Raw genomic sequence first — 21,736 nt, forward strand, 5'->3', positions numbered from 1 at the left:
TCCATTGAAGCAGACATCGCGGCCGTGCAGCAGACTCCTCTCACCCGTCGATACGGACCCTTTGCGTTACGTTCCTCACGCCCGGCCCGGCGCCACGCGTGCGAGGAGGGGCCCGCCGGCGAACCGGCGGGCCCCTCCTCGCGTGACCGGCGGCGGGATCAGACCTGGCCGGCCTTCTCCAGCGCGGTGCAGCAGGTGTCGACGATCAGCCGGGTGACGACGTACGGGTCGACGTTGGCGTTGGGGCGGCGGTCCTCGATGTAACCCTTGCGGTCCTGCTCGACCTGCCACGGGATGCGGACCGAGGCGCCGCGGTTGGAGACGCCGTAGCTGTACTCGTTCCACGGGGCGGTCTCGTGCAGACCGGTGAGCCGGTCGTCGATGCCCGCGCCGTAGTTCTTCACGTGGTCCATCGGCTTGGAGCCCTCGCCCAGCGACTCGCACGCGGTGATGATCGCGTCGTAGCCCTCGCGCATCGCCTCGGTGGAGAAGTTGGTGTGCGCGCCCGCGCCGTTCCAGTCGCCCTTGACCGGCTTCGGGTCCAGGGTGGCGGAGACGTCGAAGTCCTCGGCGGTGCGGTAGAGCAGCCAACGGGCCACCCACAGCTGGTCGGAGACCTCCAGCGGGGACAGCGGGCCCACCTGGAACTCCCACTGGCCGGGCATGACCTCGGCGTTGATGCCGGAGATGCCCAGACCCGCCGCCAGGCAGTTGTCGAGGTGCTTCTCGACGATCTCGCGGCCGAAGATCTCGTCCGCGCCGACCCCGCAGTAGTAGCCGCCCTGCGCCGCCGGGAAGCCGCCCTCGGGGAAGCCGAGCGGCCGGTGGCCGTCGAAGAAGGTGTACTCCTGCTCGATGCCGAAGATCGGGGCCTGGCCCGCGAACTGCTCGGCGACCGGACGCAGCGCGGCCCGCGTGTTGGACTCGTGCGGCGTCATGTCGATGTTGAAGACCTCGCACAGGACGAGGACGTCGTCACCGCCGCGGATCGGGTCCGGACAGGTGAAGACGGGCTTCAGCACCCGGTCGGACGCGTGGCCCTCGGCCTGGTTGGTGCTGGATCCGTCGAATCCCCAGACGGGCAGAGCCGCCACGTCGCCCGACGGCGCGCCGTCCATGATCTTCGTCTTGGAACGGAGCTTGGCGGTCGGCTCGGTGCCGTCTATCCAGATGTACTCAGCCTTGAACGTCACGGACGCCATCCTTTGCGGGTGCAGCGGTCTATGCGTCGCAGCTTGGCAAGACGCGATTTCCCGTCCGTTGCCCGGATGTGAACCCGGTGTTACCGAGGTTTCCTGCGGTTTTCCGCGGTGTGCGGGCAGTCTCGGACGCCGCCCTTGAGCAGGGCCGAGAACCCGGCGGCCCGCAGCCGGCGCACCAGCTCCCGGCGGTCCGACCCCAGCGCGGCGGCCGCCCGGTCCAGCTCCCAGTCGGCCCCGGCCAGGGTCCGCAGCAGATGGCCCCGGCGGATCTGCGCGTCGGAGAGCCGGAACGTCTTGAGGTAGGCGACCTGCCCCTTGTGGCCGGTGATCGTCTCCCCGATGTGCTGCCCGCCCGAGTCCCGGACGAACGGCGGCAGAAAGCGCCACAGGGTGAAGGACCCCATCCGGTACACCCGGTCGAACGCGTACGAGCTGTCCAGCAGCTCCCGGGCGAACAGGGTGTCGTGCGCCCGCGCCCACGCCCGCTCCTGCGCCCGCGCCGCCGACCGCAGCCCGTCGAGGTCACGGATGTGCTCCTCGCCCCCGATCCGCACCGGCACCCGGGGCACCGGCGCCCCGTACAGCGCGTACTGGTGCACCAGCTCCCCGTACAGGTCCTCCACCAGCGAGGCGTGCAGGAGGCGGTAGTCGTCCGGGTGCGGGACGACGAAGGCGGCGGCGAGCGCGTCGGACACGTACACCATCACCCCGCACTGGCCCGGGTGGATCTCGAAGATCCGCAGCGCGTCCGCGAGCCCGCGCACCGACCGCCCGAGGTAGGCGTCCTCCGCGCGCGGTGAGAGCCCGTCGCGCAGCGCCGTCCGCGACCACTCCTCCCACGCGGTCGACGGACCGCCGAAGTGCAGCGCGAGATACCCCTCCAGCGCCAGGTGGAGCGGCAGGAACCGCAGCCGGTCACCGGGCCGCCGCCTGGCCATCCGGTGGTGCGGCAGCGCCGGCAGCGGAACGGCCCGGGGCGCGTCGTCCCCGCCGAACTGGGTGCCGTACGCGGCCGACCGCCGGCCCGCCGCCGGGTCCGTGCCGTCCCCGCCCGACCAGTCGGCGACCAGACCGTGCGGAATGTAGGAGACGTAGCGGGCCCGCGGCCCGAGCTCGACGATCCCCGCGCCGAGCCCCTCGTACACCTCGCGGTGCAGCCGCAGACCCTCCACCGGCGCCTCGCGGACCAGCGGGACGAGACGGACACCGCCCCACACCTGCGAGGGCCGGGCGGTGAGCCCGGTCAGCTCCAGCCGGTTCACGCGGCCACCCCGCACGGCTCCAGCCCGTTCACGCCGCCACTCCCCCTTCGCCGCCCGCTCCCGTGAACCGGGCCACCCGCCGGTCCAGATACGCGTACAGCTCCGTCGTCCCCGTACGCCCCTCCGCGAACCGGGCGATCTCCACCAGCGCGGGCAGGTCCTCCGCGTCCCGGATCCCGGCCGTCGCCACCCCGGCCGCCAGCCCCCGCACCGCGAAACCCTCCGCGTCGTATACGGGGTTGACGTGCACCACCGCCGTCCGCCGGGCCGGATCCAGCCGCGCGCGCCACACCCGCAGCACCTCGCCCGCCAGACCCTCCGGAGCGTTGTCCCAGCCGTCCGACACGATCACCAGCCGGTCCGGAGCAGCCCCGTCGGCCCCCGGCTCCAGCGCGTCCAGGATCCGCATGCCCAGCGGGGTCGGCCCCCACGGCCGTACGAGCAGCGCGTCGCCCGCCCCCGAGGTCCACAGCCCCCGGTACGCCCCCGGCGCGGCGAGCACCTCCAGCAGGTGGTGGCAGGCCAGCGCCACGGCGAGCGGCCGACGCCGCTTCTGCCCCGAACCGGACGAGGAGAAGCTGTCGTCCAGCACCGCGTGCACCCGCCCCCAGCTCCCCGCGTGCCCGCCCGCCGCCCGGCGGGCCGCCGCGCGCAGGGCGCCGGTCAGCTCGGCGCGCCGCTCGGCACGCTGCTCGAAGCCCAGCGACAGCACGTACAGGGCGAGCCGGGTCAGCGGCATCACGGTGAGATCCGCCTTCGGCGCCGGGGCGCCGTGCCGTCCGGCCGCCGCCCGCCGCTCCTGGGTGCGCAGCCGCTCCAGCCGGGTCATCCCGGGCGCGGCCCGCTTCAGGAACACCTCGCGCTTCATCCCGTGCTTCGCGGCGAACCCCTCCGCCACCGTGAACGGCAGCTCGGCCACGGCCCCCTGCTCGTAGTGGGCGCGCCGCCAGGCGTCGAGCAGCCCGTGCTCGTAGCGCGGCAGCCGGCCGGGCCGGAACAGGAACGCCCCGACCTCGGCGAGCGGCCCGCCCCCCTCCGGGCAGGGCAGATGGATGTGGCGGGCGACGGTCTTCAGCCCCGCCCGGTACTTCACCGCGTCATGGCCCAGGTCCGGCCGGGCCGCCAGCCAGTCCCGCATGATCGCCCGGGTGCGCCGGTTGTTGACCTTGCCGCGGCGCAGCTCGCCGAAGAGGCGGTAGACGCGCGGCGGCGGCAGCAGCGCCAGCCGGGCGGCGATCAGCCGGCCCTCGGCGCGCAGCTCCCCGGGGCTCGCCTCGCCCGCCGTCTCCAACAGCCGGCGCACGATCAGGGCCGCGTTGTGGTGGTTGATGTCCAGGGCCAGCGAAGCGGCGTACACCCGGCGGTAGTTGACCCGTACGTAGGTGTGCAGGAAGTCCAGGGACAGCTGCTGCTCGGCGGCGCCCGAGCGGAACTCGCGCTGCCCCGTCGCGGTGATCGCCGCGTTCACGAAAAGCAGGACGTCCTCGGCGGCGACCAGGTCGGCGACGCGGCCCTCCGTGCGCACGGTCCCGTCGGCGCCCACGGGCACGGGCGCGGACGCTCGTACGGACTTCGGTGCGTTCATGGGATCCCCCGGGAGCGGCAGAGAGGCCGGCCGGGGAATGGAGGCGCGAACAACGAAATCATCGCTTCATAGGCACGTCTCGGAAGTCGCACCGGAGTCCCGCGGCCGGCCCCGGAAACGTAACGGGGCGGGGCCGCTCCGCGCCACCGCATTCGGGCGCCGGCGGCCTCCGGGCGCGAAGGGCGCCGGCTCCCCGCACGGCCGGCCGGCCCACCCGGCACACTGGCCCCATGGACTCACCTGCCGGTACCACCGCCCCCCTCCGCATCGGCCTCCTCGGCACCGGACCCTGGGCGCGCAACACCCAGGCCCCCGCGCTGGCCGCCCATCCCGGCGTCGAACTGAGCGGGGTGTGGGGGCGCAGGGCCGAGGCGGCGGATGCCCTCGCCGCCGCCCACGGGACCCGCGCGTACACCGGCGACGAGGGCGTCGACGCGCTCCTGGAGGCGAGCGACGCGGTGGCCTTCGCGCTGCCGCCGGACGTGCAGGCCCCGCTCGCGGTCCGCGCCGCCGAGGCGGGCTGCCACCTCCTGATGGACAAGCCGGTGGCCACGACGGTGGAGGGGGCCCGCGCGGTGGCCGGGGCGGCGGAGAAGGCGGGCGTGGCCTCGGTCGTCTTCTGCACGCTCCGGTTCGCGCCCGAGACCTCCGCGTGGATCGCCGAACAGGCCGCCGTGGGCGGCTGGTTCACGGCTCGCGCCCAGTGGCTGGGATCGCTCTACGCGGCGGGTTCGAGCAGCGAGTACGCGGACTCCCCGTGGCGGCGCGAGAAGGGCGGCCTGTGGGACGTCGGCCCGCACGCGCTCTCCGTACTGATCCCCGTCCTGGGCGACGTGCGGCACCTGACCGCCGGCCGGGGCCCGGCCGACACCACCCACCTGATCCTGCGCCACACCTCCGGCGCGTCCAGCACGGTGACCCTCGGACTCAGCGCCCCGCCCGGCGCGGCGGGCGTCGAGATCGAGTTCCGGGGCGAGCGGGGCACGGTGTCCGTCCCCGGCTGGGACGGGGCGGAGACGGCGTTCCGGGGCGCGGTGGACGCCCTGGCCGAAGCGGTACGCACCGGGGTGCCGCACCCCTGCGACGCGCGCTTCGGCCTCCACCTCACGGAGCTGCTCGTGGCGGCGGAGACGCAGGCGCAGGCGGACTGACCGGCGACGGCACCCGGACGGGGCGACCGACGACTCCGGGGCCTCCGGGCGGGCGGGGCCCCGCTCCACCCCGCCGGGTCACCCCGGCGGCAGGGCCCGGCACAGGGCCTCCAACGCCTCCGGGTAGGCGTACTCGGCGGGCGTCGCGTACCCGATGACGAGCCCGTCCCGCGGTTCCCCGCCCGGTCCCGCGCCCGGATGCAGGTAGTCGGCGAGGCCCTCCACCGCCAGCCCCTGCCAGGCCGCCGCCCGGACCGCCGACCGCTCGGTGCCCGGCGGCAGCTCCAGCACCGCGTGCAGACCCGCCGCGATCCCGGTGACCCGGACGTGCGGGGCCCGCCGCTCCAGAGCCGCCACCAACTGGTCCCGGCGGCGGCGGTGGCGCTGCCGCATCCGCCGGACCTGCCGGTCGTACGCGCCCGACGCGACGAAGTCCGCGAGCGTCAGCTGCTCGGTGGCGCTGGAGAACTGCTCGCGCTCGCCCTTCGCCGTGACGACCGGGCCCACGAGCCGCTGGGGAAGCACCATCCACCCGATCCGCAGAGTGGGGGAGAGGCTCTTGCTCACCGACCCCACCAACACCACATGCTCGGGATCGAGCCCTTGCACGGCGCCGACGGGCTGCCGGTCGTAGCGGAACTCCCCGTCGTAGTCGTCCTCCACGACGAGCCCGCCGGTGGCCCGGGCCCAGTCGACGACGGCCGCCCGGCGCCCGGGGTGGAGCGGCCCGCCGGTGGGGAACTGGTGGGCGGGCGTGAGGAGTACGGCACGGTCGCGGCGGGTGAGCCCGTCGACCCGGGCGCCGTCCGCGTCCACGCCGAGCGGCCGGGTGCCGACCCCGTGGGAGGCGAGCAGCGCGCGGTGGAAGGGCAGGCCGTACTCCTCCGCCGCCCAGGGGCCGCCCACCACCTCCGCCAGCAGCCGCAGCCCGTGCGCGGCCCCCGAGCACACCACGATCCGGTCCGGCGCGGCCCGCACCCCGCGCACCCGGGCCAGATAACCGGCCAGGGCCCGCCGCAGCTCGGGCCGCCCGTGCGGATCACCGGGCCCGAACGCGTCGTCGGGGGCGGCGGCCAGCGCCCGCCGCGCCGACGCCACCCAGGCGGTGCGCGGGAAGACCGAGGGGTCCGGCTGCCCCTGGACCAGGTCGTGGACCGGCCGGGCGGCGCGCTCGGGGGTACGCGGCCGATGCGCCGGGGTCACCGGGACGGCCCGCTCGGCGACCCGCGTCCCCGACCCCTGCCGGGCGGCGAGCCATCCCTCCGCGACCAGTTCCGCGTAGGCGTCGGCGACCGTGTTGCGGGCCAGGCCCAGATCGGCGGCGAGGGAGCGGTAGGGCGGCAGCCGGGCGCCGGGCGCGAGCCGCCCGCTGCGCACGGCCTCGCGCAGCGCGTCCATCAGCAGGGCCCGGCGGTTACCGGTGCCGGAGAGCTCCAGGGGCAGATCGCTGCCCAGGACCTCCGCCGAATTGACCCATGAATTCATCACAGAAATGCACCCCGTGCCCAGTCGCCCGTCGCTCTAGATTCGTACCCATGACGACGACGGAGATCAAGACGAACGACCGCATCACCACCCCCGCCACCACCGTCCGGCCCAACCCGGCCACGGACCGGATCGACTTCGCGAAGAGGGCCCCGAAGGTCTTTCGGGCCGTGATCGGCCTGGACGCGGCGGCCCGCGAGGGCCTGGACCCGGCCCTGGTCGAACTGGTCCAGATCCGCGCCTCCCACCTGAACCGGTGCGCGTACTGCCTGCACATGCACACCACGGACGCGCGGAAGGCGGGCGAGAGCGAGGACCGCCTGCACCTGGTCGCGGTCTGGCAGGAGGCGGAGCACTTCTTCACGGACCGGGAACAGGCCGCCCTGGCCCTCACCGACGCGGTCACGCGCATCGGCGACGCGGGCGTGCCGGACGAGGTCTACGGCCGGGCGGCGGCCCACTTCGACGAGGAGGAGCTGGCCCACCTGCTGGCCCTGATCCTCACGATCAACACCTGGAACCGCATCGCCCTGGCCACCGCCAAGCGCGCGGGCACGGACGAACGCTGAGCTGGTGACCCGCGCCCCGGGGCGCACGCCCCGCACGGCGCCGGTCACGACGGAGCGGCCCCACCCCCGCCCCGGACCGCCCGGTCACGCGATCAGACACCGCGCCCCAACGCGTCCCGCACCGCCTCCTCGCTCCGCGCCACCACGGCCGTACCGTCCTCGGCGGTGATGATGGGGCGCTGGATCAGCTTCGGGTGCTCGGACAGCGCGGCGATCCACCGCTCCCGGGAACCGGCCTCCCGCGGCCACTCCTTCAGCCCCAGCTCCTTCGCCGCCGCCTCCTGCGTCCGCGTGATGTCCCACGGCTCCAGCCCGAGCCGGTCCAGCACGGCCCGGATCTCCTCGGGCGAGGGCACGTCCTCCAGGTAGCGGCGGACGGTGTAGTCGGCCCCTTCCGCGTCGAGCAGGGTGAGCGCGCCGCGGCACTTCGAACAGGCCGGATTGATCCAGATCTCCATGGGGCCAAGGTTACGCGAGGGACTGCCGAAATGGCCTCTGGCCAGGGGCGATTGTCAGTGAGGGGCAGTAAAATGGAGGGAGTTCGTGAGGGTTCCACCACGCTGCCAGGAGGATGCCGAATGGCTGTTGCCGCAGTCACGACCGAGCCGCTCGACCGACAGCTCCCGATGCCCTTCCACCCGCCGCTTCCCACCCCGCCGCCGAAGAAGCGACTGCCCGCGGGCCGCCCCCGCGAGTGGTACGTCTCCCACAACCGCCGGCTCAAGGCCATGCGCCTGGCCATCGCCCTGCTCGACAGCGGGGTCTACCAGCCCTCCAGCGCCGGCAACCACCGGATACGGGTCACCGCCGAGCGCCTGGGCATCCACCCGCCGTCCGACACCACCTGCCGCATGGTCCGCGCCCTGATCCGCTACGGCCGCTGACGTGAACTGACCCGACCCGACTGCCGATCGCCCGTGCCCCCCGCCGTTCCGTCCGGCCGGGGGCGCCGGGCTGCCCGGCAAGTCCCTGCGGGACGATGGACCCGACCGCGCGGAAACGGGTGAAGGGGCGTCACCATGGCAGCCGATCTCTGGACGTCGGCCCTCTCGCTCGCCGGGGTCGCGCTGGGAGGCGGCCTGACGGCTCTCGCCCAGCGGGCCACCCAGCGCTCGGCGGAACGCGTCGAGGAACGCCGCCAGGCCGTCGCCACCACGGAGAGCCGACGGGCCGAACAGATAGGCGTGCTCAAGGAGTTCGTCGCCTGCGCCCAGGCAGCGGAACGGGCCGCCTACAGCCGCCCCGACCCGTGGGGCGACGACGAGGGCGGCTGGATGACGCGGACGGGCCCGGTCATGACCGCGCTGTGGACCGCGTCCGGCAACGTCACGCTCCTGTGCGACGAGGCCCTGCGCGAGCCCGTGACGACCTATGGCCACGCCCTCAACGCGGCGGTGTGGCGTGACATCGGGGGCATCGAGGTCAACGAGCACCTGGAGGCGGCCAAGACCGCGTTCATGGACGCGGCACGGGGGAGCCTCGCCGGCTCCTGACCGGCCGCGCGTACGCGAGGTGGGCTCCGGACCCGCGCATGGGCGAGATCGGGCTCAACGCCGCCATGGCCGGCCACCCGGCGTACCGGTCGTCCCGCTCGGCGGTGACGACGCTGCCGCGCCGAGATGACCGACCTGGCCCCCGGGACGGTCACCGTCCCGGTCAAGGAGGCCCTGGGCATGGCCGCCGCCGTGACGCTGCACCCGGAGGAGGCCCGGGACCGGCCGATCCTGCCGCTCGCGCACCTCTCCTCGATCAGGCCCGCCTGACACGGGGGAGCGCCGCCCCCGGCGGGGCGGCGCTCAGGGGGTGCCGAAGTCGAGCGCCGTCCCGTACAGCCGGGACACCTTGAGCCGGACGACCACCCGCCGTTCGGCCACCAGCTGTTCCAGGAAGGCGGCCCGGTCCGCCGCCGGAACGGGCCCGGGGGCGATGTCCAGCAGCTCACGGCCGACCGCGTCTCCCGCGACGGTGGTGACGTCGGAGATCTCGGCCTCGCCCTCGGCCACGGCGAACGACCACACGTCACCGCCCGGCACGTGCAGGGCCGCGCGCGGGTCCCGCCGCAGGTGCGTGACCTTGACCCGGTCGGCGGTACTGGAGAACCGCAGGAAGCGCGCCGCGGCGTCCCAGTGGTAGGCCATGGTGGTCAGGTGGGGATGACCACTGCGCTTGTTGGTGGCGAGCGTGCCGAACTGCTGCGTGCCCAGCAGCGCGGACAGCTCGTCCTCGGACAGGGTGCGGGGTTGTGGGCCTTGACTCATGTGCAGGCCAACTCCCGCCCACGGCAACGGTATTCCGCGCGGCACACCCGTGAGCGCACGGCGGCGCCCCACCCCTGCCGGCGGAAAGCCGACGTGACACGCCGAACACCAGTCGGAAAACTCCTCGAACGGCGCCCGGACTGCCTCTAGGGTGACCGGGTGGCAACCCAGGTGATCGTGCTGAACGGCGGTTCCAGCTCCGGCAAGTCCGGCATCGTCCGCTGCCTCCAGGCGGAGCTGCCGGACCCGTGGCTCGCCGCCGCGATCGACACGTTCGTGGACGCGCTGCCGCCGTCCCTGCGCACGACGGAGGCGGGCATCACGTTCGCCGCGGACGGCGGCGTGGCCGTCGGCGAGGAGTTCAAGAGGCAGGAGGCGGCCTGGCGCGCGGGGGTCGCCGCGACGGCCCGGGCGGGAGCGAAGGTCATCGTCGACGACGTGTTCCTGGGCGGCCCGGCCTCCCAGGAGCCGTGGCGCGAGGCGCTGACGGGCCTGGACGTCCTCTGGGTGGGCGTCCGCTGCGAGGGCACGGCGGCGGAGGCCCGCGAGGTCGCGCGAGGGGACCGCCCGAGGGGCATGGCGGCGGCGCAGGCCGAGAAGGCGCACCTGGGCGTGGAGTACGACGTGGAGGTGGACACGACACACACGGAGGCCCTGGCCTGCGCCAGAACGATCGCCGCCCACCTCACCTGACCGCACCGACACCACATCACCGCAACCGGGCCCCCGCACGGGCCGCCGAGAGAGTGGAGAGCGATGACCGACCTGTGGACCGGCGAGAGGGTACGCCTGCGGGGCGTCGAACCCCAGGACTGGGAGGGCTTCCGGGCCCTGGCCCTGCACACCGTGGACGCCCGCAACGCCGACGTGGTCGAGCCGCCCCGCTCGGACGAGAGCTTCCGCGCCCGGGCCACCGAGCGCGCCGGCCGCACCCCGGACCCGGCCTCGTACCAACTGGTCATCGAGACCCGCTTCGAGCACGCCTTCGTCGGCGCGGTCTCGGTCGGCGAGACCGACGCCCGGGCGGGCCGCTTCCGCACGGGCATCGAGGTCACCCGGGAACACCGCCGCCAGGGCTACGCGGCCGAGGCCTCCGAACTGGTCCTCACCTACATGTTCGCCGAACAGCGCAGCCACAAGTGCGAGGTGGAGGTCTACGCCTTCAACGACGCCTCCCTGGCCCTGTACCGCAAACTGGGCTTCGTGGAGGAGGGCCGCCTGCGCCAGCACGAGTTCTTCGCGGGCGCGTACCACGACGTGGTCGTGCTGGGCATCACGGCGGACGAGTACTGGGCGGGCCGGGCACGGCCGTCGCTGCGGTGAGGCCGGGGCCCCGTCGGGCCGGCCCTCGTCCGGTGCGGGTTCCGCGACGGGCGGCCGGTGGCCGAATCGGCCGGATGTCCGCCACGTCGACGAGGAGCGCTCCGCGCCACCGGTCATGACGGCGGCCGGAGGGCTGCCTCGCACGGCGAGGGCCGCCCCTCCCGAAGGAGGCGGCGGCCCTCGTCGCACCGGACGCCGCCGAGCCCGGTCTCCGGGCGGACGGCGCTCTTTCGCCATACGCCCCTAGAGGTCGAAGTACAGCTCGAACTCGTGCGGGTGCGGGCGCAGCTGGATCGGGGCGATCTCGTTCGTGCGCTTGTAGTCGATCCACGTCTCGATCAGGTCCGACGTGAAGACGCCGCCCGCCTGGAGGTACTCGTTGTCCGCCTCCAGGGCGTCGAGCACGGCCGGGAGGGACGTCGGGACCTGCTGGACGTTGGCGTGCTCCTCGGGAGCCAGCTCGTAGAGGTCCTTGTCGATCGGCTCGGCCGGCTCGATCTTGTTCTTCACGCCGTCCAGGCCCGCCATCAGCAGCGCCGAGAACGCGAGGTACGGGTTCGAGGACGGGTCCGGGGCGCGGAACTCGACGCGCTTGGCCTTCGGGTTCGAGCCGGTGATCGGGATGCGCATCGCGGCGGAACGGTTCCGCTGCGAGTACACCATGTTGACCGGGGCCTCGAAGCCGGGGACCAGGCGGTGGTAGGAGTTCACCGTCGGGTTGGTGAAGGCCAGCAGCGACGGGGCGTGCTTCAGGATGCCGCCGATGTAGTAGCGGGCCATGTCCGAGAGGCCGGCGTAGCCCTGCTCGTCGTAGAAGAGCGGCGAGCCGCCCTGCCACAGCGACTGGTGCACGTGCATGCCCGAGCCGTTGTCGCCGAAGATCGGCTTCGGCATGAAGGTCGCGGTCTTGCCGTTGCGCCAGGCGACGTTCTTCACGATGTACTTGAAGAGCATCAGGTCGTCGGCGGCGGCGAGCAGCGTGTTGAACTTGTAGTTGATCTCCGCCTGGCCGGCCGTGCCGACCTCGTGGTGCTGGCGCTCGACCTGGAGGCCGTTCTTGTCCAGCTCCAGGGAGATCTCGGCCCGCAGGTCGGCGAAGTGGTCCACCGGCGGGGCCGGGAAGTAACCGCCCTTGTAGCGGACCTTGTAGCCGCGGTTGTTCTCGACCGCACCGGTGTTCCAGGCGCCGGCCTCGGAGTCGATGTGGTAGAAGCTCTCGTTCGCCGACGTCTGGAAGCGGACGTTGTCGAAGACGTAGAACTCGGCCTCGGGGCCGAAGTACGCGGTGTCCGCGATGCCGGTCGAGGTGAGGTACGCCTCGGCCTTCTTGGCGATGTTGCGCGGGTCGCGGCTGTACTGCTCGCCCGTGATCGGGTCGTGGATGAAGAAGTTGATGTTGACGGTCTTGTCACGGCGGAAGGGGTCCACCCGCGCCGTCGACAGGTCCGCGCGCAGCGCCATGTCCGACTCGTGGATGGCCTGGAAGCCGCGGATCGACGAACCGTCGAAGGCCAGTTCCTCGGCCGGGTCGAAGGTCGCTGCCGGGATCGTGAAGTGCTGCATCACCCCGGGCAGGTCGCAGAACCGGACATCGATGAACTTGACGTCGTTGTCCGCTACGTACTTCTGCACTTCGTCGGCGTTCTGGAACATCCAACTCCTCCTACTCCCGGCCCGGGAGGGACGGGGTTGTGTAGCTCGTGGTGCGGCCAGTGCGGTGGCGCACGCTGGACCCGACCATAGGCAGGCGTGATTTCTCAAGCGTGACCCATTTGTTTCGCCCAAGTTAACCGGGGCGGTGGCGGGCGGCATCTCCGCGAGTGTTTCCGGTGCCCCGCCCGGCCCGGGGCAAACATGGGCGCAGTACCGTGGACGGGTGGACAACAGGCAAGCAATCGGATCGTGGCTCTCGGGGCCCCGCGCGGCGGCCGAGGAGATGGGCGCCGACTTCGGCTACCGGGGCAAGGGCCTCGGGCTGCCCGAGGAGGGGCCCGGCTCGGTCGCTCCGCTCGGCCGGCGCTTCGGAGCCCTCTTCATCGACTGGACGCTCTGCATGCTGATCGCATACGGGCTCCTCGCTCGCGGTGACCAGCAGGCGGCAGGGAACTGGGCGCTCGGGGTCTTCCTCGTGCTGAGCCTCCTGACCGTCGGCACCATCGGCTGCACGCCCGGGAAGCGCCTCCTGGGCGTACGGGTGGTCGCCGAGGACGGCGGGCGGCTCGGCTTCGTGCGGGTCGCCGTGCGGACCGTCCTGCTCCTCCTCGTCATCCCCGCACTGGTCTGGGACCGTGACGGGCGCGGACTGCACGACCGGCTGTCGCGTGCCGTGCAGGTCCGGATGTGACACCTCCGGGGCGGCCGGGCGGGACGCCCCGTAGGGACGGGTGTGACGCCCCCGCTGCGGACATGGGAAACGGGGCGGCCCCGGGACCGTTCACCGGTCCGGGGCCGCCCCGTTTCACGTCTGTCGCCGTGGTCAGCGCATCTTTCCGCCGCGTGGCATCCGCATGCCCTTGGGCATCGGGCCCTTCGGCAGCGGCATGTTGCTCATCAGGTCGCCCATCGCGCGCAGCCGGTCGTTGGTGGACGTCACCTGCGGGCCGGTCAGGACGCGGGGGAGCTTCAGCATCTTGGTGCGGACCTTCTTCAGGGGCACCTGGCCCTCGCCGTTGCCGACGATGATGTCGTGCACCGGCACGTCCACCACGATGCGGGCCATCTTCTTCTTCTCGGACGCCAGCAGGCCTTTCACCCGGTTCGGGTTGCCCTCGGCCACCAGGACGATGCCGGCCTTGCCGACCGCCCGGTGGACGACGTCCTGGCTGCGGTTCATCGCCACCGCGGGGGTGGTGGTCCAGCCGCGTCCGATCCGGTCCAGGACGGCGGCCGCCGCACCGGGCTGGCCCTCCATCTGACCGAAGGCCGCTCGTTCGGCGCGTCGGCCGAAGACGATCGCCATCGCGAGGACGGCCAGGACGAAGCCCAGGATGCCCAGATAGACCGGGTGGCCGATCGCGAAGCCGATGCCGAGGAGGACACCGAACGTGACGATTCCCACACCCGCGACGACAAGACCGATCTTGCTGTCGGTCCGCCTGGTCATCTTGTAGGTCAGGGCGATCTGCTTGAGCCGCCCTGCGTTCTCGGCGCTGTCCGCGCCTTCAGATTTTGCCTTCCTCGCCATGTACTGAAGTTTACGTGGCGGGGGAGCGAGCCAGGAACGTGGGAGCGGTCCGGGAACGCGGGAGCGAGCTAGGAGCGGTGGTCGGCCACGGCTTCCAGGACGTGCTGGGCCTCCACCCGGTCCTTGGCGCGGCGGCGGTCCTCCAGGACGGCCGTCCAGGCGTTGCGGCGTGCGGTGCGCTGGCCGCTGCTCAGCAGCAGCGACTCGACGGCGCGCAGGGCGGTGGTGACGGACGGAAGGGCGTGGGCGCGGACCGGTGCGGCCTGCATCGTGGTGTTCCCCCTCGGAATGGATGCGCCCTCGGGGCGCGGATGAGTGCGGGAAGCAGTGGCGGCGGCGGCCGGAGTCGCTGCCGCACGTGTACCCAGGGTCACTGCTCGGTGTTACCAGCGCATGACCGGACGGTCAAACACCAATGAAGCCTTGATTCCGGCCCAGCGCACGCCGAAGCGGTCCGTACGCGTCCCCGACCTGCGGGGAGCGTCCGGACCGCTTCGACGGTGCCGCTACTGCTCGGTGGGCGCTCGTGAGCGGATTCACACGGCCTGTGCGGCCTGGGCGCTCCCGGCGGCGGCGACGCCGCGCGCCTCCATCGCCTGCTGGAAGAGGCGTCCCGCGCGGTACGAGGACCGCACCAGCGGACCCGACATCACGCCGGAGTAGCCGATCGCGTCGGCCTCGTCCTTCAGCTCCACGAACTCGTGCGGCTTCACCCAGCGCTCGACCGGGTGGTGCCGTACGGAGGGGCGCAGGTACTGCGTGATCGTGATGAGCTCGCAACCCGCGTCGTACAGGTCCTGGAGCGCCTCGCTGACCTCCTCGCGGGTCTCGCCCATGCCGAGGATCAGGTTCGACTTGGTGATCAGACCGGCCTCGCGGGCCCGGGTGATGACCTCCAGGGAACGCTCGTAACGGAAACCGGGGCGGATCCGCTTGAAGATCCGCGGCACCGTCTCCACGTTGTGCGCGAGCACCTCGGGGCGCGAGGAGAAGACCTCGGCGAGCTGCTCGGGCTCCGCGTTGAAGTCGGGGATCAGCAGCTCGACCTTGGTCGCGCCCGCCTCCCGCTCCGCGGTGAGCGTGTGGATCTGGCGCACGGTCTCGGCGTACAGCCAGGCGCCGCCGTCCTCCAGGTCGTCGCGGGCGACGCCGGTGATGGTGGCGTAGTTCAGGTCCATCGTGACGACCGACTCGCCGACGCGGCGGGGCTCGTCGCGGTCCAGCGCCTGCGGCTTGCCCGTGTCGATCTGGCAGAAGTCGCAGCGCCGGGTGCACTGGTCGCCGCCGATGAGGAAGGTGGCCTCGCGGTCCTCCCAGCACTCGAAGATGTTGGGGCAGCCCGCCTCCTGGCAGACCGTGTGCAGCCCTTCGCCCTTCACCAGCTGCTGGAGCTGCTTGTACTCGGGGCCCATCTTCGCCCGCGTTTTGATCCACTCGGGCTTGCGCTCGATGGGGGTCTGGCTGTTCCGGACCTCCAGGCGCAGCATCTTGCGCCCGTCGGGTGCGACAGCGGACACTCCGGCTCCCCTTTGCTCTCTGCTGCGTTGGATTCGCGTCGGGTTCGCGTGGGATGCGCGAGCGATGCGCGAGGGACTCGCTTTGGATTCTTTGGCTGACACCAGGGTACGCCCGTACATCAAACGGTCGTACGCCTGCCCAACCTGCGCCCGACGGGGCCTATTCCCCGGCCGGTGGCGCCGCTCGGCGCTACTGACCGGTAGGGCGGTCGTCCGGCCCGTGGGCCCCGGGTCGTGTCCGGACAGTCTCGTCCGGCCCGCGATGCTGTGCGGACACTTCCTAGGCCGGGGCCGGGGCCGGGGCCGCGGCCTTCGGCTGCTCGACCGCGCGCGGCGCGAGCTCCGCGTTCTCCAGGATGTCCCGCAGATGCCTCTCGGCGACCGGCAGCACCTCCTCGACGGTGACCTCCCGGCCCAGCTCGGCGCTGAGGGACGTCACCCCCGCGTCGCGGATGCCGCACGGCACGATCCGGTCGAACCAGGTGTTGTCCGGGTTCACGTTGAGGGCGAAGCCGTGCATCGTGACGCCCTTGGCGACCCGGATGCCGATCGCGGCGAGCTTGCGGTCCTCGCGGCGCTGGCCGGCGTTGGACGGGGCGTACTCGGGGCCGTTCAGCCGCGGGTCGAACTCCTCGTCCTGGAGCCTCGGGTCGAAGTCCAGCGAGAGGCCGCCCAGCGCCTGGCGCCGCTCGACGGGGTCGCCGAGCACCCACACGCCGCTGCGGCCCTCGATCCGGGAGGTCTCCACGCCGAAGTCGGCGGCCGTGCGGATCAGCGCCTCCTCCAGCCGGCGGACGTGCGCGACGACGTCGACCGGGCGCGGCAGCTTCTGGATCGGGTAGCCGACGAGCTGCCCGGGGCCGTGCCAGGTGATCTTCCCGCCGCGGTCCACGTCGACGACCGGGGTGCCGTCCAGCGGGCGCTCGCTCTCCGCCGTGCGGCGCCCCGCGGTGTAGACGGGCGGGTGCTCCAGGAGCAGACAGGTGTCCGGCACCCGGTCCTCGAACCGGTCCGCGTGCACCTCGCGCTGCTTCTGCCAAGCCTCCGTGTACTCGACGGCCTGTTCGCCGAAGCCCAGACGGACGAACCGCAGTTCGCTCACCGATGCCTCCCTCTGTTGGTCCCGTGTGCCCGGAGGGGTGTCCCCGGGGTGACGGAACCCCGCACTGATCGCGCCCGCGTCCACTGTACGACCGTCGTCCGAACAGCCCCCCGGCAGGTGCGGGGGCCGGCCCCCGTCCCGCCCGCGGCCCGGCGGCTGTCGTCCACGGGTCGGACGTTTCCGTCAGCTCCGCCCGGAATCCTCACACGATCGGATGAACGTGGAGCAAAGGGTGGCTGTGTCCGCTCCGGTGGCCGCTAAATTCGCGCCGTTCCCATGAGGGCTGCCCGTCCGGCCCCGAAGGCAGGAGACCGTACAGCTGATGTCGGAACGACCCCCGCAGCGCACGCCCAACCGCCGACTCGCCTCACTCATCGCCGAAGCCGGCTTCTCGCACGCCGGCCTGGCCCGCCGGGTCGATCAGCTCGGCCTCGAACACGGCCTCGACCTGCGGTACGACAAGACCTCGGTCACGCGCTGGCTGCGGGGGCAGCAGCCGCGCGGCACCACGCCCGCGCTGATCGCCGAGGTGTTCACCCGCCGGCTCGGGCGGCGGCTCTCGGCGCAGGACCTCGGACTCGACGCCTGCGCGCCCGTCTACGCGGGTCTGGAGTTCGCGGCCACCCCCGCCGAGGCGGTCGACATCGTCAGCGGCCTCTGGCGCAAGGACTCCGGCACCCACACCGAGCTGCGCAAGATCGCCTTCACCCCGGCCGGACTCGTGGTGCCCAGCCGCGACTGGCTGATCGGCCGTGCCGACGAATGGGTGGCCCGGGACGGCGCCGCCGCCCGCCGGGCCGGGGGAGAGGCCGGGAGCACCTCGCCCGCCCGCCCGGACGGGGCCCCGCGCACCGAGCCCCGGGGACTCCCGCGCCCGGCCGCCGGGCCGCCGCGGCCCGCGCCCCCGGGCCCGGCCGCCACGCATCCCGGCTCCGCACACCCGCCCGCCGCGCATCCGCCCGTCGCCGGGACGTCGCCCGGGGGCGGGGCGCTGCCCGTCGTCCCGCGCCAGCGCCAGACCGACCGCGGCCCCGGCCAGCGGGTCGGCGGCGGGGACGTCGCCGCGCTGCGCTCGGTCGGCGAGCTGTTCCGCACCCTCGACCACGCCTACGGCGGCGGCCACGCCCGGCAGGCCCTCGTGCGGTATCTGGAGCACGAGGCCGAGCCGATGCTCCGGGGGACCTACGGCGAGGCCACCGGACGGCGGCTGTTCGCCGCGGTGGCCGACCTGACCCGGCTGGCCGGCTGGACCTCGTACGACATCGCCGCCCACGGCCTGGCCCAGCGGTACTTCGTCCAGGCGCTGCGGCTCGCCCAGGCCGCCGGGGACCGGGGATACGGCGCCTACGTGCTCATCACCATGAGCCGCCAGGCCGTCTACCTCGGGCACGGCAGGGAGGCCGTCCAGCTGGCCCGCGTGGCCCAGCAGGGCGTCGGCTCGGCCGCCCCGCTCCTCGTCCAGGCGCTGCTGCACGCGGTCGAGGCGCGCGGACACGGCGTGCTCGGCGAGGCGCGCTCCTGCACCGCCGCCCTGACCCGCGCCGAACACGCCCTGGAGACCGCGCGCCCCGGCGACGAGGTGCCGCACTGGGCCCGCACCTTCGACGAGGCGCAGCTCGCCGACGAGCTGGGCCACTGCCACCGCGACCTCCAGCAGTACCGGGCCGCCGCCCAGCACGCCGAGCGCTCGCTCCAGCTGCGCGCACCGGCCTACGCCCGCAGCAGGCTGTTCTGCCGGGTGGTCCTCGCCTCGGCCCGGCTGGGTCTGGGCGAGCTGGACCAGGCCTGTCTGCTGGGCGCCGAGGCGGCCCAGCAGGCGGCCGAGATGCGCTCGGTGCGCGCCACGGAGTACGTACGCGCCTTCGAGCGCAGCCTGGAGCCCTACCGGGACGCCGTCGCCGTACGCGGCTACCGCGACCGGGTCGCCGCCCTCGGCTGACCCGGCCGCGGGCGCCGTCGGGGCGCGGCCGGATCACCTCACGCGGCCTCCGGCAGGCGCGGGCTCCCCTCGTGCGTGCCCGGCACCGCCAGATCGGTCAGGATCGCCTCGGCCGCCCGCCGCCCCGAGTGCAGCGCGCCCCGGACCGAGCTCGTGTCGCGGTGGTCGCCGCACACGTACAGCCCGGCCAGCACCCGCACCGGGCGGCGCGGATCGTGCGGGGCCGCCATCGCCGGCACCGCCTCCGGATCGTGGTGGGCCGCCAGCAGCTCCCAGCCGTCCGTCGCCACCCCGTACAGCGCGGCCAGGTGCGCCCGCACCGAGCGGTCCAGGTCCGGGGGCGGGGCCCCGAGCACCGTCGAGGTGATCAGCGTCCGGCCCTCCGGCGCCCGCGAGGGGTCGACCTCGCTCATCACCGCGGTGTACGCCACCGGGCCCGAGCGGTCGCCGTCCAGCACCAGCGACCTCCCCGCGGGCGGCGGGGCGGGCGCGGTGTGGTGAAGGACCGTCACCGGGTGGAAGGACGGCACCCGCAGACCGGGCAGCAGCTCGGCCGCGGCCCCCGCGCCGGTCGCCAGCAGCAGGGAGCGGCACCCCAGCTCACCGTGCTCCTTGGTGCGTACGGAGGTGATGTCGGCGGCCGTGACGTGCACCCCGGTCCGGACCGTGCCCGGCGGCAGCGCCGCCGCCAGCAGCTCGGGCAGCGCGGACGACCCGCCCGCCGGCACGCACAGCCCGCCGCGCGCGTAGTCCCGCAGGGCGAGATCGGCGCACCGGCTCGACGAGGTGAGGGCGGGGTCGTTGAGCAGGGCCGTGAGGAGGGGGCGCAGGACGCCGTCCACCGTACGGGCGGGCAGGCCCACGCCGGGCAGGGCGTCGGCCGCCGACCGCTCCGGGCGGGCCAGCAGCCGGGCCGCGGGGGTGACCGCCAGCCGATGCAGAGCCGCGCCCAGCCGGGCCCGGTCGATCGCGCCGGTCACCACGGCCCCCCGGCCGCCCCCGCGCGCCGGGGCGCCCTGCTCGTGGCCGTACGCGCTCTGCGCGGCCCGGGGCCCCCGGGCGGTCCGGAGGGCCCGGGGGGCGCTCGAACGGGTGCGTACCGCCTTGAGTGCGCCCCTCGCGCTCCGTATGTCACCGGTGAGCTGGCGGCGGCCCTCGCTGTGGACCAGGACGCCCGGCGCGAACTCCCGCAGCTCCGGAGTGCCGAGCCCCGGGGTGCCGGTCAGCTCGGGCCAGGAGGTGCAGAGGAGCGGGCCGAACCGGTCGAGCCGGAACCCGTCCATCTCGTCGGTGGTGAGCCGGCCGCCCACCCGGGGCTCGGCCTCCAGGACACGGACGCCGAGCCCCGCCCGGACGAGCAGGTGGGCCGCTGAAAGGCCGGCGATCCCGGCCCCGATGATGACCACGTCTGCGTGGTGTGCCGTGCTGCGCACGTGCCCCTCCCCGAGTCGGTGCGACTGGTGGGGGGCTCTTGCCCCCAACAGGCCCCCGGAATGCCGGAGTTCGTAACGAGGCTAGGAGGATGGCTGATACTGGGTCAGACGCGCGTGCCGGGGAGCACCGGTGCACCGGGGTCGCACACGCGCCCCCGGTGCGACCGGCCGGGCCCGTCGAACCCCGCCCGTCCCCGGGCGCGCCGGTCGGTCCCCGCGCGGCGGCGGTCAGCGCAGTGCGGCGCGGATCGCCCCGTCGATGCCGGGGAACGCGAACGAGAAGCCGGAGTCCAGCAGCTTCGCCGGGATCACCCGCTGGCTGCCCAGCACGTCCTCCGCGAACTCACCGAGCGCGAGCCGCAGCGCGGGCGCCGGCACGGGGAACAGCGTCGGGCGGCGCAGCACCCGCCCCATCGCGGCGGTCACCTCGGCGTTGGTGACCGGCTTCGGCCCGGTCAGGTTCACCGGGCCGGTCAGCGCCTCGGTGTCCAGGATGTGGCGCAGCGCCGCGACATGGTCGTGCAGCGCGATGAAGCTCCAGTACTGACGGCCGTTGCCCAGCTTTCCACCGATCCCCGCCCTGAACAGCGGGAACAGCCGCCCCCAGGCCCCGCCCTCGCGGCCGACGACCAGCCCGGTCCGCGCGTGCACCGTGCGGACGCCCGCTTCCTCGGCGGCGCCGGTGGCCGCCTCCCACTCCTCGCAGACCGAGGGCAGGAACCCGTCCCCGGGCGGCGCGTCCTCGTCCACCGGGCGGTCCCCGGTGTCGCCGTAGAAGCCGATGGCGGACCCGGCGAGCAGCACCCGGGGCGGGGTGTCGAGCGAGGCGACGGCCTCGGCGACGGCTGCGGTCCCCAGGACCCGGCTGTCCCGGATCTCCCGCTTGTAGGCGTCGGTCCAGCGGTGGTCGCCCACCCCGGCCCCGGCCAGGTGCACCACGGCGTCGCAGCCGACGAGGCCGGCCACGTCCACGTAACCGCGCTTGGGGTCCCACTCGACCTCGTCGCCGGTTCTGGCGGGGCGGCGCACCAGGCGGGCCACCTCGTGCCCGTCGGCGCGCAGCGAGCGGACCAGCGCCGCTCCGATGAGTCCGGACGATCCGCTGACGGCGATACGGGAGCTCGGCATGGGCCCATCCTGCCCCAAGAAACGCCTCGAACACCGGCGGCACCGCGTGACAAAGTGACCCCATGGCCGTACTCACCCTCCGTCCCGTCCGCACCGCCGCGCCCGCCGACGACGACCAGCTCGCCGAGCTCGACCGGTCCACCTGGTCGACGCTGCACGCGGTCCTGCCGAAGCCCGTGCCCCCGTTCGACCCCTTCTTCGGGGAGCGGTATCCGCCGCAGGACTTCCTCGTGGTGGAGGCGGACCCCGGGACGGAGGGCGGCGCGCCCCGGATCGCCGGGTACATCCGGCTCGTCCCGCCCACCCCCCTCGCCGCCAACGCCCACGTGCGCCAGATACGGGGCCTCGCCGTGGCGACCTGGGCGCGCGGGGCCGGTGTGGGGCGGACCCTGGTGCGGGCCGCGTGCGCCGAGGCCCGCCGCCAGGGCGCCAACCGGATCACGCTGCGGGTGCTCGCGCACAACGACCCCGCCCGCGCCCTGTACGCCTCCGAGGGCTTCGCCGTCGAAGGGGTGCTGCCCGGGGAGTTCTTCCTGAACGGCCGTTACGTCGACGACGTCTGCATGGGACGCTCGCTCGGCCCCGCCTGAGCGCCGGG

22 protein-coding genes and 1 pseudogene are annotated in these 21,736 nt (G+C 73.8%); 10 read left to right on the forward strand and 13 right to left on the reverse strand.

The window, feature by feature from the left end; translation table 11 throughout:
- Nucleotides 1-158 precede the first annotated feature (158 nt).
- The 3 genes from glnII to DTB53_RS23340 form a co-directional block, all read right to left on the reverse strand.
- The gene (glnII, locus tag DTB53_RS23330) at nt 159-1,193 is read right to left on the reverse strand and encodes a glutamine synthetase (protein WP_003969575.1); all 1,035 of its coding nucleotides are present in this window, start codon (nt 1,191-1,193) and stop codon (nt 159-161) included.
- Between the two features lie 89 nt (nt 1,194-1,282).
- Nucleotides 1,283-2,464 carry an ARPP-2 domain-containing protein gene (locus DTB53_RS23335; RefSeq protein ID WP_042497319.1) on the reverse strand — a complete coding sequence of 394 codons (1,182 nt, stop codon included), beginning with the start codon at nt 2,462-2,464 and terminating at the stop codon, nt 1,283-1,285.
- Between the two features lie 28 nt (nt 2,465-2,492).
- Nucleotides 2,493-4,049 carry a hypothetical protein gene (locus DTB53_RS23340; RefSeq protein ID WP_012381231.1) on the reverse strand — a complete coding sequence of 519 codons (1,557 nt, stop codon included), beginning with the start codon at nt 4,047-4,049 and terminating at the stop codon, nt 2,493-2,495.
- Between the two features lie 230 nt (nt 4,050-4,279).
- On the opposite strand from DTB53_RS23340, the gene DTB53_RS23345 reads away from it, so the two are divergent.
- On the forward strand, nt 4,280-5,200 hold the full coding sequence (locus DTB53_RS23345; RefSeq protein ID WP_012381232.1) for a Gfo/Idh/MocA family protein: 921 nt from the start codon (nt 4,280-4,282) through the stop codon (nt 5,198-5,200).
- A gap of 78 nt (nt 5,201-5,278) precedes the next feature.
- Here DTB53_RS23345 and pdxR read toward each other — a convergent pair whose 3' ends face one another.
- Nucleotides 5,279-6,685 (reverse strand): MocR-like pyridoxine biosynthesis transcription factor PdxR, encoded by a 1,407-nt coding sequence (pdxR, locus tag DTB53_RS23350; RefSeq protein ID WP_042497322.1) that lies wholly within the window; start codon nt 6,683-6,685, stop codon nt 5,279-5,281.
- A gap of 50 nt (nt 6,686-6,735) precedes the next feature.
- On the opposite strand from pdxR, the gene DTB53_RS23355 reads away from it, so the two are divergent.
- Nucleotides 6,736-7,254 (forward strand): carboxymuconolactone decarboxylase family protein, encoded by a 519-nt coding sequence (locus DTB53_RS23355; RefSeq protein ID WP_012381234.1) that lies wholly within the window; start codon nt 6,736-6,738, stop codon nt 7,252-7,254.
- 92 nt (nt 7,255-7,346) lie between these two features.
- Here the strand turns inward: DTB53_RS23355 and DTB53_RS23360 are convergent, their stop codons facing one another.
- The gene (locus DTB53_RS23360; RefSeq protein ID WP_012381235.1) at nt 7,347-7,712 is read right to left on the reverse strand and encodes an arsenate reductase family protein; all 366 of its coding nucleotides are present in this window, start codon (nt 7,710-7,712) and stop codon (nt 7,347-7,349) included.
- Between the two features lie 120 nt (nt 7,713-7,832).
- Between DTB53_RS23360 and DTB53_RS23365 the strand changes: the two genes are divergently transcribed.
- The 3 genes and pseudogenes from DTB53_RS23365 to DTB53_RS23375 form a co-directional block, all read left to right on the forward strand.
- Nucleotides 7,833-8,138 carry a hypothetical protein gene (locus tag DTB53_RS23365; protein ID WP_003969582.1) on the forward strand — a complete coding sequence of 102 codons (306 nt, stop codon included), beginning with the start codon at nt 7,833-7,835 and terminating at the stop codon, nt 8,136-8,138.
- Nucleotides 8,139-8,273: 135 nt separating this feature from the next.
- Complete coding sequence (locus DTB53_RS23370; protein WP_012381236.1) at nt 8,274-8,747, forward strand: hypothetical protein; 474 nt, start codon at nt 8,274-8,276, stop codon at nt 8,745-8,747.
- A gap of 38 nt (nt 8,748-8,785) precedes the next feature.
- A pseudogene (locus tag DTB53_RS23375) lies at nt 8,786-8,972 on the forward strand (M55 family metallopeptidase); the annotation flags it as partial.
- A 78-nt stretch (nt 8,973-9,050) separates the two neighbouring features.
- Here the strand turns inward: DTB53_RS23375 and DTB53_RS23380 are convergent.
- Nucleotides 9,051-9,512 carry a pyridoxamine 5'-phosphate oxidase family protein gene (locus DTB53_RS23380; RefSeq protein WP_012381238.1) on the reverse strand — a complete coding sequence of 154 codons (462 nt, stop codon included), beginning with the start codon at nt 9,510-9,512 and terminating at the stop codon, nt 9,051-9,053.
- Nucleotides 9,513-9,671: 159 nt separating this feature from the next.
- On the opposite strand from DTB53_RS23380, the gene cpt reads away from it, so the two are divergent.
- Together cpt and DTB53_RS23390 are read left to right on the forward strand one after the other, a co-directional pair.
- Entirely contained in the window at nt 9,672-10,205 is a 534-nt protein-coding gene (gene cpt / locus DTB53_RS23385; RefSeq protein WP_012381239.1) for a chloramphenicol phosphotransferase CPT, read from the forward strand.
- Nucleotides 10,206-10,268: 63 nt separating this feature from the next.
- Nucleotides 10,269-10,835 carry a GNAT family N-acetyltransferase gene (locus DTB53_RS23390; RefSeq protein WP_012381240.1) on the forward strand — a complete coding sequence of 189 codons (567 nt, stop codon included), beginning with the start codon at nt 10,269-10,271 and terminating at the stop codon, nt 10,833-10,835.
- A gap of 243 nt (nt 10,836-11,078) precedes the next feature.
- Here the strand turns inward: DTB53_RS23390 and glnA are convergent, their stop codons facing one another.
- On the reverse strand, nt 11,079-12,488 hold the full coding sequence (gene glnA, locus DTB53_RS23395) for a type I glutamate--ammonia ligase (protein WP_003969588.1): 1,410 nt from the start codon (nt 12,486-12,488) through the stop codon (nt 11,079-11,081).
- A 283-nt stretch (nt 12,489-12,771) separates the two neighbouring features.
- On the opposite strand from glnA, the gene DTB53_RS23400 reads away from it, so the two are divergent.
- Nucleotides 12,772-13,179, forward strand: coding sequence for an RDD family protein (locus DTB53_RS23400; protein ID WP_030700883.1), 408 nt, complete (start codon nt 12,772-12,774; stop codon nt 13,177-13,179).
- Between the two features lie 132 nt (nt 13,180-13,311).
- On the opposite strand, the gene DTB53_RS23405 is transcribed toward DTB53_RS23400, so the two are convergent.
- The 4 genes from DTB53_RS23405 to lipB form a co-directional block, all read right to left on the reverse strand.
- A complete protein-coding gene (locus DTB53_RS23405; RefSeq protein ID WP_012381241.1) occupies nt 13,312-14,019 on the reverse strand; it encodes a DUF4191 domain-containing protein in 708 nt (235 codons plus the stop codon).
- A 68-nt stretch (nt 14,020-14,087) separates the two neighbouring features.
- A complete protein-coding gene (locus tag DTB53_RS23410; RefSeq protein WP_003969591.1) occupies nt 14,088-14,288 on the reverse strand; it encodes an SCO2195 family GlnR-regulated protein in 201 nt (66 codons plus the stop codon).
- A 267-nt stretch (nt 14,289-14,555) separates the two neighbouring features.
- On the reverse strand, nt 14,556-15,536 hold the full coding sequence (gene lipA, locus DTB53_RS23415) for a lipoyl synthase (protein WP_003969592.1): 981 nt from the start codon (nt 15,534-15,536) through the stop codon (nt 14,556-14,558).
- A 280-nt stretch (nt 15,537-15,816) separates the two neighbouring features.
- Nucleotides 15,817-16,638 (reverse strand): lipoyl(octanoyl) transferase LipB, encoded by an 822-nt coding sequence (gene lipB, locus DTB53_RS23420; protein ID WP_012381242.1) that lies wholly within the window; start codon nt 16,636-16,638, stop codon nt 15,817-15,819.
- A 322-nt stretch (nt 16,639-16,960) separates the two neighbouring features.
- Here lipB and DTB53_RS23425 point away from each other — a divergent pair, with 322 nt between their 5' ends.
- A complete protein-coding gene (locus tag DTB53_RS23425) occupies nt 16,961-18,577 on the forward strand; it encodes an NsdA family TPR-like regulatory protein (RefSeq protein WP_012381243.1) in 1,617 nt (538 codons plus the stop codon).
- A 38-nt stretch (nt 18,578-18,615) separates the two neighbouring features.
- Here the strand turns inward: DTB53_RS23425 and DTB53_RS23430 are convergent, their stop codons facing one another.
- Both DTB53_RS23430 and DTB53_RS23435 read right to left on the reverse strand, forming a co-directional pair.
- Nucleotides 18,616-20,010 (reverse strand): FAD-dependent oxidoreductase, encoded by a 1,395-nt coding sequence (locus tag DTB53_RS23430; protein ID WP_012381244.1) that lies wholly within the window; start codon nt 20,008-20,010, stop codon nt 18,616-18,618.
- A gap of 228 nt (nt 20,011-20,238) precedes the next feature.
- Nucleotides 20,239-21,138: a TIGR01777 family oxidoreductase gene (locus DTB53_RS23435; RefSeq protein WP_003969596.1), complete on the reverse strand. Its 900-nt coding sequence runs from the start codon at nt 21,136-21,138 to the stop codon at nt 20,239-20,241.
- A 62-nt stretch (nt 21,139-21,200) separates the two neighbouring features.
- Between DTB53_RS23435 and DTB53_RS23440 the strand changes: the two genes are divergently transcribed.
- Nucleotides 21,201-21,728 (forward strand): GNAT family N-acetyltransferase, encoded by a 528-nt coding sequence (locus tag DTB53_RS23440; protein WP_003969597.1) that lies wholly within the window; start codon nt 21,201-21,203, stop codon nt 21,726-21,728.
- The last annotated feature ends 8 nt before the right edge of the window (nt 21,729-21,736 follow it).

It is taken from the genome of Streptomyces griseus (assembly GCF_900460065.1).
GTDB lineage: Bacteria > Actinomycetota > Actinomycetes > Streptomycetales > Streptomycetaceae > Streptomyces > Streptomyces griseus.

Excerpts from the sequence above, each read along its gene's own strand:
- DTB53_RS23340 (WP_012381231.1), bottom strand. The coding sequence starts at position 4,049 with ATGAACGCACCGAAGTCCGTACGAGCGTCCGCGCCCGTGCCCGTGGGC.
- DTB53_RS23345 (WP_012381232.1), top strand. The coding sequence starts at position 4,280 with ATGGACTCACCTGCCGGTACCACCGCCCCCCTCCGCATCGGCCTCCTC.
- pdxR (WP_042497322.1), bottom strand. The coding sequence starts at position 6,685 with ATGAATTCATGGGTCAATTCGGCGGAGGTCCTGGGCAGCGATCTGCCC.
- DTB53_RS23355 (WP_012381234.1), top strand. The coding sequence starts at position 6,736 with ATGACGACGACGGAGATCAAGACGAACGACCGCATCACCACCCCCGCC.
- DTB53_RS23360 (WP_012381235.1), bottom strand. The coding sequence starts at position 7,712 with ATGGAGATCTGGATCAATCCGGCCTGTTCGAAGTGCCGCGGCGCGCTC.
- DTB53_RS23365 (WP_003969582.1), top strand. The coding sequence starts at position 7,833 with ATGGCTGTTGCCGCAGTCACGACCGAGCCGCTCGACCGACAGCTCCCG.
- DTB53_RS23370 (WP_012381236.1), top strand. The coding sequence starts at position 8,274 with ATGGCAGCCGATCTCTGGACGTCGGCCCTCTCGCTCGCCGGGGTCGCG.
- DTB53_RS23380 (WP_012381238.1), bottom strand. The coding sequence starts at position 9,512 with ATGAGTCAAGGCCCACAACCCCGCACCCTGTCCGAGGACGAGCTGTCC.
- DTB53_RS23390 (WP_012381240.1), top strand. The coding sequence starts at position 10,269 with ATGACCGACCTGTGGACCGGCGAGAGGGTACGCCTGCGGGGCGTCGAA.
- glnA (WP_003969588.1), bottom strand. The coding sequence starts at position 12,488 with ATGTTCCAGAACGCCGACGAAGTGCAGAAGTACGTAGCGGACAACGAC.
- DTB53_RS23400 (WP_030700883.1), top strand. The coding sequence starts at position 12,772 with ATGGGCGCCGACTTCGGCTACCGGGGCAAGGGCCTCGGGCTGCCCGAG.
- DTB53_RS23405 (WP_012381241.1), bottom strand. The coding sequence starts at position 14,019 with ATGGCGAGGAAGGCAAAATCTGAAGGCGCGGACAGCGCCGAGAACGCA.
- DTB53_RS23410 (WP_003969591.1), bottom strand. The coding sequence starts at position 14,288 with ATGCAGGCCGCACCGGTCCGCGCCCACGCCCTTCCGTCCGTCACCACC.
- DTB53_RS23425 (WP_012381243.1), top strand. The coding sequence starts at position 16,961 with ATGTCGGAACGACCCCCGCAGCGCACGCCCAACCGCCGACTCGCCTCA.
- DTB53_RS23435 (WP_003969596.1), bottom strand. The coding sequence starts at position 21,138 with ATGCCGAGCTCCCGTATCGCCGTCAGCGGATCGTCCGGACTCATCGGA.
- DTB53_RS23440 (WP_003969597.1), top strand. The coding sequence starts at position 21,201 with ATGGCCGTACTCACCCTCCGTCCCGTCCGCACCGCCGCGCCCGCCGAC.